This window comes from Aeromonas mytilicola subsp. aquatica, assembly GCF_044336385.1.
GTDB classification, from domain to species: Bacteria; Pseudomonadota; Gammaproteobacteria; order Enterobacterales; family Aeromonadaceae; genus Aeromonas; species Aeromonas rivipollensis.
Genome location: NZ_CP172298.1, coordinates 308,548 through 322,542, shown reverse-complemented (window position 1 = coordinate 322,542; position 13,995 = coordinate 308,548). Strand labels below are relative to the sequence as shown.

The 13,995-nt window shown below is 64.0% G+C and carries 11 protein-coding genes; 3 read left to right on the top strand and 8 right to left on the bottom strand.

Going from position 1 to position 13,995, the window contains the following annotated elements; translation table 11 throughout:
- Nucleotides 1-124: 124 nt before the first annotated feature.
- The 5 genes from mshL to ACFWHB_RS01575 all read right to left on the bottom strand — a co-directional run bounded on the left by mshL (nucleotide 125) and on the right by ACFWHB_RS01575 (nucleotide 4,285).
- Nucleotides 125-1,804 (bottom strand): pilus (MSHA type) biogenesis protein MshL, encoded by a 1,680-nt coding sequence (mshL, locus tag ACFWHB_RS01595; protein ID WP_106885199.1) that lies wholly within the window; start codon nucleotides 1,802-1,804, stop codon nucleotides 125-127.
- 70 nt (nucleotides 1,805-1,874) lie between these two features.
- On the bottom strand, nucleotides 1,875-2,189 hold the full coding sequence (locus ACFWHB_RS01590; protein WP_043129479.1) for a SctD/MshK family protein: 315 nt from the start codon (nucleotides 2,187-2,189) through the stop codon (nucleotides 1,875-1,877).
- Complete coding sequence (locus tag ACFWHB_RS01585; RefSeq protein WP_395950160.1) at nucleotides 2,182-2,829, bottom strand: MSHA biogenesis protein MshJ; 648 nt, start codon at nucleotides 2,827-2,829, stop codon at nucleotides 2,182-2,184. The genes ACFWHB_RS01590 and ACFWHB_RS01585 overlap by 8 nt, the downstream gene beginning before the upstream one ends.
- On the bottom strand, nucleotides 2,829-3,422 hold the full coding sequence (locus ACFWHB_RS01580) for a PilN domain-containing protein (protein WP_395949329.1): 594 nt from the start codon (nucleotides 3,420-3,422) through the stop codon (nucleotides 2,829-2,831). The genes ACFWHB_RS01585 and ACFWHB_RS01580 overlap by 1 nt, the downstream gene beginning before the upstream one ends.
- A complete protein-coding gene (locus ACFWHB_RS01575; protein ID WP_163137286.1) occupies nucleotides 3,419-4,285 on the bottom strand; it encodes an MSHA biogenesis protein MshI in 867 nt (288 codons plus the stop codon). Before ACFWHB_RS01575 ends, ACFWHB_RS01580 begins: the two co-directional genes overlap by 4 nt.
- A gap of 69 nt (nucleotides 4,286-4,354) precedes the next feature.
- Between ACFWHB_RS01575 and ACFWHB_RS01570 the strand changes: the two genes are divergently transcribed.
- The gene (locus tag ACFWHB_RS01570; RefSeq protein ID WP_395949328.1) at nucleotides 4,355-5,302 is read left to right on the top strand and encodes a 1-aminocyclopropane-1-carboxylate deaminase/D-cysteine desulfhydrase; all 948 of its coding nucleotides are present in this window, start codon (nucleotides 4,355-4,357) and stop codon (nucleotides 5,300-5,302) included.
- A gap of 80 nt (nucleotides 5,303-5,382) precedes the next feature.
- On the opposite strand, the gene ACFWHB_RS01565 is transcribed toward ACFWHB_RS01570, so the two are convergent.
- Nucleotides 5,383-7,302 carry an EAL domain-containing protein gene (locus tag ACFWHB_RS01565; RefSeq protein ID WP_395949327.1) on the bottom strand — a complete coding sequence of 640 codons (1,920 nt, stop codon included), beginning with the start codon at nucleotides 7,300-7,302 and terminating at the stop codon, nucleotides 5,383-5,385.
- Nucleotides 7,303-7,811: 509 nt separating this feature from the next.
- Between ACFWHB_RS01565 and ACFWHB_RS01560 the strand changes: the two genes are divergently transcribed.
- Nucleotides 7,812-9,341: an EAL domain-containing protein gene (locus ACFWHB_RS01560; protein ID WP_395949326.1), complete on the top strand. Its 1,530-nt coding sequence runs from the start codon at nucleotides 7,812-7,814 to the stop codon at nucleotides 9,339-9,341.
- Nucleotides 9,342-9,510: 169 nt separating this feature from the next.
- Complete coding sequence (locus ACFWHB_RS01555; RefSeq protein ID WP_395949325.1) at nucleotides 9,511-10,608, top strand: calcium:proton antiporter; 1,098 nt, start codon at nucleotides 9,511-9,513, stop codon at nucleotides 10,606-10,608.
- A 135-nt stretch (nucleotides 10,609-10,743) separates the two neighbouring features.
- On the opposite strand, the gene hutH is transcribed toward ACFWHB_RS01555, so the two are convergent.
- Nucleotides 10,744-12,276 (bottom strand): histidine ammonia-lyase, encoded by a 1,533-nt coding sequence (hutH, locus tag ACFWHB_RS01550; RefSeq protein ID WP_395949324.1) that lies wholly within the window; start codon nucleotides 12,274-12,276, stop codon nucleotides 10,744-10,746.
- 1 nt (nucleotide 12,277) lies between these two features.
- Nucleotides 12,278-13,981 (bottom strand): urocanate hydratase, encoded by a 1,704-nt coding sequence (gene hutU, locus ACFWHB_RS01545; RefSeq protein ID WP_395949322.1) that lies wholly within the window; start codon nucleotides 13,979-13,981, stop codon nucleotides 12,278-12,280.
- Nucleotides 13,982-13,995: the final 14 nt, after the last annotated feature.

The window sequence follows — 13,995 nt, the reverse complement described above, 5'->3', positions numbered from 1 at the left end:
ATCAGGCCGAAGGAGAACACCTGCAAAACAACATGGTTCAGGTACATGAGGACGCCCCCCCCAGGCAGAGCTCAGAGGCTCGCGGCAGGGAAACACCGGGAATAGACCGATTAAGCATCATGGCTTAGCCCTTGGGCGGATACCATTTGTCGAGCAGCTCGGAGGAGCGTTGCAGCTCTTTCTGCCAGGTGTCTTTCTCCACCACTGTCGGCTTGAGCAGGATCACCAGCTCCACCTTCTTGGTGCTCTCCCGGCGGTTGGTAAAGGCTTCGCCGACCCAGGGAATGTCCCCCAGCAGCGGCACCTTGCTGACGATCTCCTGCTTGTCGGTCTTCATCAGGCCGCCGATGACGATGATGTCGCCATTGTTGGCCTGCACTACGGTATCCGATTCACGAATGGAGCTCTTGGCCAGCGGCAGCACCAGGGGATCCGCAGTGCCGACGTTGATGGTCTTGCTCTGCTCCTCGGTGTCGATGACGGAGGGGTGGATGTGCAGCAGTACCCGGCCGGCCTCGTCGATCTGCGGGGTCACGTCCAGGGCTATGCCGGAGAAGAAGGGGGTCAGCTCCACGTTCGGCGTCACTATGGGCGCCGAGTTGCCCGAGGTGGTGGTGGTGGTCGAGGCGTTGGTGACGAAGTATTCGTCCGTCCCCACCTTGATCACCGCCTTCTGGTTGTTGGTGGCGGTGACGCGCGGGCTCGAGAGGGTGTTCACGTCCCCCTGGGTCTTGAGCAGGCTGACCGCCACGTTGAAGTTGCCATCGGAGATGGTGAAGCCGGCGCCGCCCCCCAGGGCCCTGAAGATCTGGTTGGGGGTCGAGGCGATGGGGCTGTCGAGCAGGGAGCCGCCCCCCGTGATGCCCTTGTTGCCGTCCCAGCTGGCGGAGAGACCGCTCCAGTCCACCCCCTGTTCGTACCCCTCGTTGAGGGCCACCTCCAGGATCCGCGCCTCCAGCACCACCTGGCGCTTGAGGTGTTCACCGGACTGATCCAGGAACTCGCGCACCGCTTTCAGCTCCTTCGGATAGGCACGCACAGTGACCAGACCCGCCTGGGGGCTGGTGATGACGGCCCGGCCCTCGCCTGTGCCGATCAGGGTCTGCAGGGCGTCCCGCAGATCGCTCCAGTAGTCGTTGTTGCTGTCCGTCTCGATCCGGGTGCCGTTGCTGTTGTTGCTGTTGCCGTTGTCCCCGTTGGAGGAGCCGAGGTTGTTGTTGCCGTTGTTATTGTTGCCGCTGCTGTCGAAGTTGTTGTTGCCGTTATTGTTGTTGTCGTTGGCCGTCACCCCGCCGGTACTGACCGAGGTACGGGAGAGGCCGCGGCGGGCCATCATCAGGTAGTTGACCGGGATTGTCTCGGTGCGAAGGCCCGCCGGATAGACGTGAAACACATTGCCCTTGCGCTGCACGTCGAAGCCGTACATGTCGCCGACCGTGGCCAGCGCCTCCTGCAGGGTCACGTCTTTCAATTCCACCGAGATGGCACCGGCCACCCCGGGATGAACGGCGACGCTGTAGCGGGAGCCCTTGAACAGGGAACCGAAGAACTCCACCGCATCGACATCATGGGCCGCGATGCGCAGCCGTTTCTCCGGAACGGCCAGGGGCTGCTGGGGACGATTGAGCTGCAGCAGTTCGCTCTGCACCGAGGGAGGCAAAGTGGTCAGCGGCGCGGTCGGGGTCTGCTCCTTCATGGCCTGCTTGAGGGCGTCTTTGGCCTGCACCGGTTCGGGGTGCTGATAGCTGGTACAAGCCGCCACCGCCAATGCGAGGGGAAGCAGACAGAAATGGTGTTTTTTCATGTTATTGGTGCACCTGACTCGCAATGAAACTCGACAAACCTGGCCCGCAGCATCCCGCGCGGAACCGACTTCACATCCGGATCTTGCTGCCAAACAGGGTCAGTGTCTGACGCTTGCCCGCCTTCTCCAGTACCACGGCATCGGCGCTGATGCCCACCAGCAGGAAACCGTCTATCCGCTGGCCCACCCGATAGCTCTGACCGTTGAGCACCGCCAGCGCCGGTCCGTTACCCAGGATGACGCTCTGCAACCTGGGCAGACCGGCCCCCTTGCTGGGGCTCGCCGCCGCGCCACTGCCGGCCAGAGGGGCGGTCGGATCCTGCAACACCTCCGCCTGGGCCAGCGGGCCCAGCAGGCAGCACAACAATGTCAGCCACTTAGCCACGAATGAACTCCTTGCTGGTGCTCAGGGTGTAGATCTCCATCTCCACCGCCGCCTTGGGGTGCTCGACCACCCTGTAGTCGAACCCTTTCCAGTAGAAGTGGCGGGGCAGTGCTTCCAGCGCCTTCAGGTACTGGTAGACATCGAAATAGCCCCCCTCCAGCTGGAGCCGGATCCCGTGCTTGAACAGGTTGGCTTTCTGCTCGCCGGCCATCAGCGGCTCGGGCTTGAGGGAAGTGAGCGCCAGCATATGCAGGTTGGCGGAGCGAGACAACAAGGCTTCCAGCACGGCCGGCATCTCGTGGGCCGGGATCAGATCCACCGTCTGGGCCTTGAGCTCGGCGTCCAGCCGGCCGAGGGACGCCTCCACGCCGGCCAGTTGCTGGCGCACCTGGGCGTTGGGATCCCGCCCCAGCCGGGCCTGCTTGCCCTGGTTCTCCAGGATCAGGATCTCCAGATCCCGTTGCGCCGCCGTCAGCGCCTGCCGCTCCTGGCTCAGCCGGGTATCGGCAGCATCCAGCCAGCCGTAGATCCCGGCCGCCCCCAGCAGTATGGTGCCCGTCAGCAGGATCAAGACCCGCTCCCGCAGGCTGAGGGCCGCCACGCGCTGTGCCCAGGCCCGCCACTGTGCCGTCATCTCCATCATGGGGCCTCCCGTGCTATGCCGCTGAGCTGGAAGGCCAGCTGGCCTGCCTTGTCCCGGCTCAGGGTCAGCTCGCCAAACTGCTTGCCCGCCAGGGACGGGGTCTGCTTGAAGCGGTTCACCCAGGCAGGTACATCCTGACTGCGCTCGGCCACCCCGGAGAGGTTGATGTGCCCGTCACTTATCTCGATCCGTTGCAGGGAGAGGCGGGCATCCCGCAGACGGGCCAGATCCGCCATCACGCTGGCGTAGCCCTGGGATTTTTGCAGGGAGAGGCTGCCGAGCTGGCGTATCAGCGCCTGCTTGGCGGCCAGCTCCTCACGCTTGTTGACCAGCTGCTGTTGCAGCTGACCGTCCGCCTGATGGCGCGCCAACGCGGCATCGAGCCGTGATGCCTCACTGCGCTGCACATCGAGCACCGCACGTACCTGGGCCAGCTCACGGTCGACGCCCCTCTGTTGCCAGCCATAGAAAAAGGTGGCCGCAATCAGCAGCAGCAGACAGCCGCCCCAGACCAGGGCCATCTGATTGAGGCTGGCCCACAGGCGCCTTGGCCTGAATTCGGCGCCATAGAGGTTGATATGGTGTTTCATCCTTCGCTCCTGCCAAGGGCGGCGCCGTAAGCGGAGAGATACTCGACGCCGGCCAGCACCGCCTTGTTGGCCATGGCGGACACAGGGAAGCCGAACGCCTGCTCCAGGTGGCGCACCAGGGTGCCGATGAAGGGGGAGCCGATGGCGAGCTGCATCTGGCCCGGCTCAGGCAGCTTGAGCTGACCCGCCAGGTAGTCGAGGGAGCGCTGGATCTCCAGCGTCAGCCCGTCGAGCATCCCCTGATCGGGCTCATGGGCACCGGTGAGGCTGACAAAGCCGCGCAGCGGGCGCGAGAAGCAGAGACCTCCCCGATAAAAGACCAGCAGTTGCAGCTCCTGCCCCCTGGGCTGCCAGAGCAGCATGCGCACCGTCTGGTCCGCCTCGTAGAGGGCCGTCATGGCCAGCTCGTCGCTGACGATGGCCTCCAGGGTCGCCACGCCGTTGACCGCGTCCGCCAGCTGCTGCACCCGGCTCTTGGGAACGCAGATCACGTTGATCCTGGGCCGGCCCGCAGGGGGGGTCGGCAGATCCACATAATCCATGGCGAGCTGCAACACGGGTTCGTTGACGAAATCCTTGATGGCCCAGGGCAGGGCCCCCGCCATCTCGGCGTCGGGCACGGCGGGCTTGTCGATCTGGATCTGCTGATAAAGGCTGGCGGCCAGGGCCACCCGCACCTTAGACTTGGCCAGGCCATGCTGGGCAAACAGCTCCCCCATGGCCTTGGGCCAGTCGTGGGGACCATTGATGGCGCGACTGGTAAAGATGGGGACGGGTTCCACACAAGCCAGCAGGATGCGATCGCTGGCCAGCAGGAGTCCCACCTGATGGCTGGGGGGCGAACGTCGGAAAAGTGACTTCATCGAGACCTGGACCTGACCGCATGAAACGGACTAAACCTTAACATAAACAGGCCATTAGCCTCCATATTTATGACAAACGATGCATTGACCGCCAAGAGGGCGTCCTTAGGGGATGCCATCCTGGCCCCCGCTCAGCTCCCCTCGCCCCTGCACCCCGTCCACCATCCTCTGCTGGATGCCCAGGGTGTGCGGCTCTGGTGCAAGCGGGATGATCTGATCCACCCGACCCTCTCCGGCAACAAGTGGCGCAAGCTCAAGTACCACCTGCAACAGGCGCAGGTGCAGGGCAAGACCCACCTGCTGTCGTTTGGGGGGGCCTACTCCAATCACATCCACGCCCTGGCAGCGGCCGGACTCAGGTCCGGGCTGCGCACCACGGGCATCATACGCGGTGAAGCCGACACCGTCAGCAACGCAACCCTGAGTGCGGCCAAAGGCTGGGGAATGGGTCTCGTTTTTGTGGACCGCCAGAGCTATCGGCGGCGCCAGGATCCGGACTGGCTGGCCCAGTTCAAGGCGCCGGACACCCTGATCGTCCCCGAGGGGGGCAGCAGCCCGCTCGCCATCCCCGGGGTGGCCGAGCTGGTGGCCGAGGTGCCCTTCTCGCCGGATCTCTGGGTGCTGCCCTGTGCCAGCGGCGGCACCCTGGCGGGGCTCATCGCGGGCAAGCGGGAACGGGAGCAGATCCTCGCCATCGCCGTGCTCAAGGGGGGCGCCTTCCTCCACGATGAGGTGTGCCGGCTTAATCCGGCGGCGGCCACCACCGGCGGCTGGCGGATAGCCCAGGAGCACCACGACGGCGGTTACGCCAGGTTCAGCCCGGCCCTGTGGCAATGGGTGCAGGCCTTCAGTGCCCACACAGGCCTGCCGCTGGAGCCCATCTACAGTGGCAAGGCGATGTGGGGACTGTTTCGGGAGCTGGCCGCAGGCCGGATCCCCCGCGGCAGCCAGGTCGTCTTCATCCACACCGGCGGCCTGCAGGGGCTGGCGGGTCTCAGGGAGCAGGGCAGGCTGTAAGCCAGGGCCATTCGGTCGCCCTTGGGACTGGGGCTGCCCAGCAGGCAGGAAGTCAGGCCCTTAGCGGCGGACAGGCTCCGTCATGTGGGCATCACCAGCCGCTCAGGTTCGGCGAACCAGGGCCCCTGGCCCGCGTGCACGCCGAGGTGGCGCAGCATCTTCCACTCGTCGCCGCTCTCCACCCCCACCGCAATCACCCGGGCCTGGGTATTGGCACAGCCCCCCACCAGGCTGCGCACCGCCATCTGGTTGACCTGACGAAGGTGGATCTCCCGCACCAGGCTGGGGTGCAGCTTGAGGAAGTGGATCTCGAACTCCTTGATGTACTGGGTGCTCACCACATCCTGGCCCGCGTGATCTATGGCCAGTCGGCACCCCAGCATGCGCAGCGCCCGCAGTGGCCGCTTGAGCGCTTCGTAGTGACGGGTCACCTGGGACTCGGACAGTTGCAGTATCAACCCCTCATTGATGCTGCGCGGCAACTGGAACAGCTCGAAGAAGAGCTCCCGCTGGAACTCCCGGTTGAGCAGGTTCTGGGCGCTGAGGGACAGGCTGACGGGGCAGCTCGACTCAGGTCGCTGGCGCAGCAGGCGAAGGGTCTGGGTGATCACCAGCCGGTCCAGCGGCAGCAGCAGGCCGGCCTTCTCCGCCATGGGCATGAAGACCCCCGCCTGCAACTCCCGCCCCTGCTCGTCATGGAGGCGGATCAGCAGCTCCTGTTGCAGCACCACCTGATCTCGCTCCTGCTGCACAGATTGCAGATAGAAGGAGATCCCCTGCTCCTCGATGCGGCGGTTGATCAGGGTGCGCCAGCGCACTGTCCCCTTGTTGCTCGCCTCTTCGTCCAGGGACTTCTCGTAGAGGAACCAGCCGCTGTGGCCCTGCAGCCGCGCGCTCTTGAGGGCCAGCTCGGCCTCTTCCTGCACCTTGAGCAGGGAGTCCTCTGCCTGATAACAGACGGCGCCGAGGTAGACGGCCGTGTCCAGATTGACCGACTCGGGCCAGTGCAGCCGTTGCAGGCTCTTGAGCAGCTGGCTGGCGCCATCCACCATCTCGCTCTCGGACATGTTGGGCAGCAGCACGGCAAAAACCTGGCCGGCGTAGCGGGCCTGCAGGGCGCCGCTGTGCTTGCGCACGAAGGTACCGATGGAGGCGCTCGCCTCCATCAGCAGATCCTGGCTCGGGCGTCCGCTCAGCTCGGGATCCAGCTCCTCCAACCCCGCCAGCTCGATCAGCAGGACGCCGCCGCTGATCACGCTTGCCTCCATGATGGCGTTTTCCAGCCGGTTGTCGAAGAAGAGGCGGTTGCCTATGCCGGTCGTCTTGTCGACGAAGGCGTTGCTGCGGATGAAGTTGTCGAACCGGCTGCGCTCCTTGCGGGCATCGGCCAGTTCGGCCAGCAGATGGGTGAGGGCCTGGCTGGCGGAGAGGGGCCACTCGTCGGCGGGATCATGGGCCAGCTTGGTCAGCTTGCCATCCAGGATCAGCTGGGCGCGCTCCGCCAGCAGCTCGGCACCGCGCAACTGCTGGCGCAGCCAGCGGATGGAGTACCAGAGGCCGAACACTACTATGAAGACCCCGAGGGAGATGCCGAACATGGCCTGCATGGAGTACTCGAACTCCTTGAAGGGCCTGTCCAGCTTGAACTCGGCCTGCATGCCGGCCTGATTGGGAATGGCCTTGCTGTAGGGGATCAGCAGACTCTCGTCCGTCTGCTGCTGCACATCGCGAAACCAGTAGACCCGCTGACTGTCCTGGCGGATCTCCAGCTCGACCACGTGGGAGGCCCGCAGCAGGGAGGGCAGCCAGCGGGCAAGGGCTTGCTGGTCATCGGTCACCCCCAGCTGCTTGTCGATGATCTCCACCAGGGAGTCGACCCGGTTTTGCTGCAGCTCCATCCCCATCTGGCGGAAACTGAATACCCCGCCGAGCATCACCACGGCCATGGCCGAGATCACGCACAGCGTAATAAAAGAGACGAGTTGAGTGGTCAGTTTCATGTGCCTTTCCGTAGCCGACAGCATCCATAAGGCCTCATGGTATCAGCCTTGGCCAAACCCCGCCTACGGTTGAAGATCCCGCTTCTGCAAATAAGCGTCAGGGCCCTTCATGCCCGGGGGCGGGCCGCTTGTGAGGGAAAAGACTCGGGGGAGGGGAAAATCGGGCCGCCAGCTGGGCAGCGGACAGAAAAATGGTCCCACTGCGGGGACCAAAAGAAACACTCATATCAAAACTAACACTCTGTGCTACTGACAAAAATAGATACAGGAGTATTGAACACACGGTGAGTCAAACCGCACCGCTACTCTAGCCATTTCAGATAAGCTGGACAATTGTCATTTATGACAGGTCAGCGATTGAATCTTCACCACTCGTTTTGTCATATTGTTGTTTATCAATGAATTATGAATGTTGTTCCAAGTGTGACCGATACAACTCAAATTGATGCAGCTAATGCTATGATGTTGCCATCCATTTGTATCCCATGCACCCATCAGGCAGGTACCCCTTGCGACGAGCCTCTCCCTTCTGGATCAGTCTGCTGCTGCTCTGCCTGCCCGTGCTGGCGAGCCTGCCCCTCAGCCAGCTGCTGGGCAACCCCCTGGCCCACCAGCTGCTGCAACAGAAGAAGGCGCAGATAGAGGCCGCGCTGGCGGAGCGCCACGAGGCGCTGGATCAGAGCATTCGCTCCCAGCTCTCCAGGTTCGCCTTCGATTGCGGCCCCGCAGACATGGCCCTGCTGCGGGATCCCCGTTTCTACAGCCGCCACATCCGGCTACAGGGGCTCAAGCTCGCCTCCGGCGGCGGTTGTTCCAGTCTGGGGGAGGATTTCCCCCTGGCCACTGTCGAGCTGCCCCCCTATCCCGAGCAGGAGCAGTTTGGTCTCGCGGCCACCCAGCCCCGCTTCAACACCGAGCAGGAGGTCGTCGCCTATTACAGGAAGGGTGGCAATGTCGCCTATTGGGTGCTGAACAACAGCTGGAGCCACGATCAGCTGCAATCCCCCTGTCCGGGCTGCTTCTATCTCGAGTTTGGCCAGCAGAGTCCGGGCAAGGTCACCACCTTCTTCCCCCGTGGCGACAAGTCCATCAAGCAGGAGCCTGGCAACCAGAGCCTGAGCTTCTTCGATCCGGATCCCCAGATCAGGCAGACCCTGTGGGCGGGCAAGGCGCTGGAGGAGTATGCGAAGCGGCAGGCCCGCCACTATGGCCTCTTGTATGGCGGCGCGCTGGGACTCCTGCTGGTCGCCGCCTACTGGGTGCTGCGCAACTACCGCCGCTCCCTCAAGGGGCTGCTGCAGGCAGCCCTGGTGCGGCGCGAGTTCGTCCCCTTCTATCAACCCATAGTGGACAGTCGCAGCAGAAAGGTGGTCGGTTTCGAGGCGCTGCTGCGCTGGCAGCGGGGTCGGGAGCTGGTGCCCCCAGGCACCTTCATCGACTATGCGGAGGAGCAGGGGCTGATCCTGCCCATGACGGAGCAACTGCTGGAGAGGGTCATCGCGGACCTGCCCTGGCTGGAGCCGACCCAGTGGGTCAGCGTCAACATAGTGGCCGCCCACCTGGAGCAACCCAATCTGCGGCCCCTGTTGCAGCGCCACGACTGGCCCTCCCCGGCCAGGCTCACCTTCGAGCTGACCGAGCGCAAGCCGATCACCGATATCAAGGCGGCCATGGGGGAGATAGCGCAGCTCCAGGAGAAGGGGTATCACTTCAAGCTGGATGACTTCGGCACAGGTTATGGCGGTTTCGCCTACCTGCAGCGCCTCGGCATCCGCCAGATCAAGATCGACAAGATGTTCGTCGACACCATAGGCACGGACGATCTCAAGCGCACCCTGCTGGACTCCATCATCGCCTTCGGCCACGAATCCGACATGGAGATGATAGCCGAGGGGGTCGAGACTCTGGAGCAGGTCGACTACCTGCACCGCCATGGAGTCCACCTGATCCAGGGCTATGTCTATGCCAAACCCATGGCCCTGACCAAGTTGAAGATCTGGCTGCTGGCATGGCGGCAGAGCCAGCCCGGCGGGCAGTGAGAGAGCAACATCAGGGTCCCCGCCTAGGGATCCTCATCTCTTGCAACAAAATGATTCTCCTCTGACGGGACAACTCCCTTTATCATGGACTGGCGCGCCACCCCCGTGGCGCGACCTGTTGTCTCCCTACCCGTCGGCCACGGCCGCCCCGAGATGAGAACCACTGCCTATGAAGTCATTTATCCGGCAAGAGATTGCCCTGCCCGTTGGCCTGCTGACCCTGCTCTTCTTCAAGACCCTGGGCAGCGACCTGCTGACAGAAGCAACCCCCCTTGCGGTTTACCTGCCGGTGTCACTGGCCCTGTTCGCCATCGTCACCTGGGCCATCTTCTCCGTCGTGCGTCACTCCGACGCCCTGGCCATCAAGCTGGGTGAACCTTTCGGCACCCTGATCCTGACCCTGTCGGTCATCTCCCTCGAGGTGGTGATGATCTCCTCCGTGATGCTGACCGGCGACCCCAACCCCACCATGGCCCGCGACACCATGTTCGCCGTGGTGATGCTGGTGACCAACGGCCTGGTGGGCTTCACCCTGCTGTTTGGCGGCTGGCGCTATCACACCCAGAACTTCAATCTGGACGGGGTCAAATCCTACCTGGTCGCCATCATTCCCCTGGCCCTGCTCTGCCTGGTGCTGCCGAACTTCACCCGGGGCGGTACCCTGGGCAGCATGTCCAGCGCCATGTCCTGGATGCTGATCATCATCTCGGTCCTGCTCTACGGCGTCTTCCTGCTGATCCAGACCCGCAGCCACAGCCACTTCTTCGTCGACAGCGACCACGAGGACCACGAGGAACACCACGGCATACTACGCAGCAACGTCTATCACACCCTGCTGCTGCTCGCCTACCTGGTGGTGGTGATACTGCTGGCCAAGACGCTGGCGATCCCCATCAACTACGGGGTCCATGTGCTGGAGGCCCCGGCGGCCCTGGGCGGCTTCATCGTGGCCTGTATAGTGCTCGCGCCTGAGGCTGTCGGCGCCATCAAGGCCGCCTTCAACAACCAGTTGCAGCGCGCCATGAACCTCTACTTCGGTTCCGTGCTGGCCACCATAGCCCTGACGGTCCCCTCTGTGCTGTTCATCGGCTCCCTGCTCGGGCAGGAGGTGCGCCTCGGCCTCTCCGCCGCCGACATGGTGCTGCTCATCACCACTCTCATGGTCTGTAAAGTGACCTTCAGCAGTGGCCGCACCAATGTGCTCCATGGCGCCACCCACCTGGTGTTGTTCGTCGTTTATCTGTTCCTGATGTTCGAGCACGAATAGCCGGCGCCAGCGCCCAGCGATGCTGTTCGTGGTCTAGCTGTTACTGATGTTCGAACACGAATAACCGCATCCAACCAATGCCAGAAACGCAAAGACCGCCCATCGGGCGGTCTTTTGTTATGGGCGGATAGCCGCTTAGAGACTCGGCAGCACCCCGGCCGGGATCAGATCGTTGTAGCTGGCTCGACCCAGCAGGGCGGCGGCGGCCTCGATGTCCGGCGAGAAGTACCTGTCCTTGTCATAGAAGCTGACCTCTTCACGCAGTCGTCCCTTGGCCAGCTCGATGAGCTCTGTGCTGCGCAGGGGGGCGCGGAAGTCCAGCCCTTGGGCGGCGGCGAGCAGCTCGACCGCCAGTATGCCGCGGGTGTTCTCCGCCATGTCGGCCAGACGGCGACCGGCGAAGGTGGCCATGGAGACGTGATCCTCCTGGTTGGCGGAGGTGGGCAAGCTGTCCACCGAGGCCGGGTGGGCTAGCGTCTTGTTCTCGGAGGCGAGCGCCGCCGAGGTGACCTGGGCGATCATGAAGCCGGAGTTGACGCCGCCGTTGTTGACCAGGAAGGCCGGCAGGCCCGACATGCGGGAATCGATCAGCAGCGCCATGCGTCGCTCGGACAGCGAGCCAATTTCCGCGATGGCCAGGGCCAGGTTATCGGCGGCAAAGGCCACCGGCTCGGCGTGGAAGTTGCCGCCGGAGAGGATCTCCTCATCCTCGGCAAACACCAGAGGGTTGTCGGAGACCGCATTGGCCTCGCACACCAGCACCTCGGCGGCGTGGCGGATCTGGGCCAGACAGGCCCCCATCACCTGGGGCTGGCAGCGCAGTGAGTAGGGATCCTGCACCTTCTCGCAGTTGTGATGGGACATACCGATCTCGCTGCCATCCACCAGCAGGTGGCGGTAGCAGGCGGCGGCCTCGATCTGGCCGCGCTGACCGCGCACCTCATGGATGCGGGCATCGAACGGGCGGCGACTGCCCAGGGCGGCCTCCACGCTCATGGCACCTATGGTGATGGCGCCGGCGAACAGATCCTCGGCGTGGAACAGGCCTTCCAGCGCAAACGCCGTGCTGGCCTGGGTGCCATTGAGCAGCGCCAGCCCCTCTTTGGGTGCCAGAGCGATGGGCTCCAAACCCGCAATCTTGAGTGCAGTGGCGGCGTCGATCAGCTCGCCCTTGTGGCGGGCCTTGCCCTCCCCGATCAACAAGCAGCTCATGTGGGCCAGGGGCGCCAGGTCGCCGGAGGCGCCGACGGAGCCCTTCTTCGGCACCACAGGATAGACTTCGGCGTTGATGAGGGTCATCAGGGCCTCGAGCACTGTCAGGCGGATGCCGGAGAAGCCCCGCGCCAGCGAGTTGACCTTGAGCACCATCATCAGCCGCACGGTGGCGTCATCCATGTACTCGCCAATCCCGGCGGCGTGGGAGAGCACTATGGAGCGCTGCAGTTCATCCAGCTGCTCCACCGGGATGCGGGTGTTGGCCAGCAGGCCAAAGCCGGTGTTGATGCCATACACCACGCGGTTTTGCTCGATTACCTTGGTGACCACGGCGGCGGAGGCGTGGATCCCAGGCAGGGCGGACGAGTCCAGGCTGAGATGGACAGGCTCGCGGCTGACGCGGCGCAGGGTGGCGAGGCAGAGCTTGCCCGGTTGCAGATTGAGTTCAAACATCTTATTTCACCCCTTTGCCAGCTGTGTTCAGCATCGGCAGATCCAGTTTCGCCTCATGGGCACAGTTGATGGCAATCTCGTAGCCAGCGTCCGCATGACGCATCACGCCTGTGGCCGGGTCGTTGCGCAGCACCCGGCCGACCCGCTTGGCGGCGTCGTCGCTGCCGTCACAGACGATCACCACGCCGGAGTGCTGGGAGAAGCCCATGCCGACGCCACCACCGTGGTGCAGGGAGACCCAGGTCGCGCCACCTGCGGTGTTCAGCAGGGCGTTGAGCAGCGGCCAGTCGGAGACGGCATCGGAGCCATCCATCATGGATTCGGTCTCCCGGTTCGGGCTCGCCACCGAGCCGGAGTCCAGGTGATCGCGACCTATGACCACGGGCGCTTTCAGCTCGCCATTCTTCACCATCTCGTTGAAGGCCAGGCCCAGGCGCACCCGATCCTTGACCCCGACCCAGCAGATCCGCGCCGGCAGGCCCTGGAAGGCGATGCGCTCGCGGGCCATGTCGAGCCAGTTGTGCAGGTGGGGATCGTCCGGGATCAGCTCCTTCACCTTCTGGTCGGTCTTGTAGATGTCTTCCGGATCCCCGGACAGAGCCACCCAGCGGAAGGGACCTATCCCCTCGCAGAACAACGGGCGAATATAGGCCGGTACGAAGCCCGGGAAGTCGAAGGCATTCTTCACCCCTTCTTCCAGCGCCATCTGGCGGATGTTATTCCCGTAATCGAGCGTGGCTGCACCGCGGGCTTGCAGGGTCAGCATGGCTTCCACCTGGCGCGCCATGGAGTGACGAGCCGCCTGGTTCACCTCCTGGGGGGCGGATTTTTGCAGCTCACGCCACTGGGCGACGCTCCAGCCCTGGGGCAGGTAGCCGTGGATGGGATCGTGGGCCGAGGTCTGGTCGGTCACCACGTCCGGGGTGATGCCACGGGCCACCAGTTCGGCAAAGACGTCGGCGGCGTTGCCAAGCAGGCCGACGGAGATGGCGGTACCGCTACGTTTGGCTTCCTCGACCATGGCCAGCGCCTCATCCAGGCTGTGGGCCTTCTTGTCGACGTAGCGGGTCTTCAAGCGGAAATCGATGCGGGTCTCGTCGCACTCCACGGCAATCATGGAGAAGCCAGCCATGGTGGCGGCCAGGGGCTGGGCGCCGCCCATGCCACCCAGACCGCCAGTGAGGATCCAGCGTCCTTTCGGTTCCCCGTTGAAGTGCTGGTTCGCCACCGCGAAGAAGGTCTCGTAGGTGCCCTGCACTATCCCCTGGGTGCCTATGTAGATCCAGGAGCCGGCGGTCATCTGGCCGTACATCATCAGGCCCTTCTTATCGAGCTCGTTGAAGTGCTCCCAGTTGGCCCAGTGGGGCACCAGGTTGGAGTTGGCGATCAGCACCCGCGGCGCGTCCTTGTGGGTCTGGAACACCCCGACCGGCTTGCCGGATTGCACCAGCAGGGTCTGGTCTTCCTCGAGACGGGTCAGCACCTCGACTATCTTGTCGTAGCAGGCCCAGTTGCGGGCGGCGCGGCCTATACCGCCATAGACCACCAGGGACTGGGGATGCTCGGCCACTTCCGGATCCAGGTTGTTCATCAGCATCCGCAGGGGCGCCTCGGTCAGCCAGCTCTTGGCGGTCAGCTCGGTACCGCGGGGGGCACGGATTACCCGGCTCGGGTCGTGACGGGGATCCTGGTGTTGCACAGACATAGACACTCCTTGTT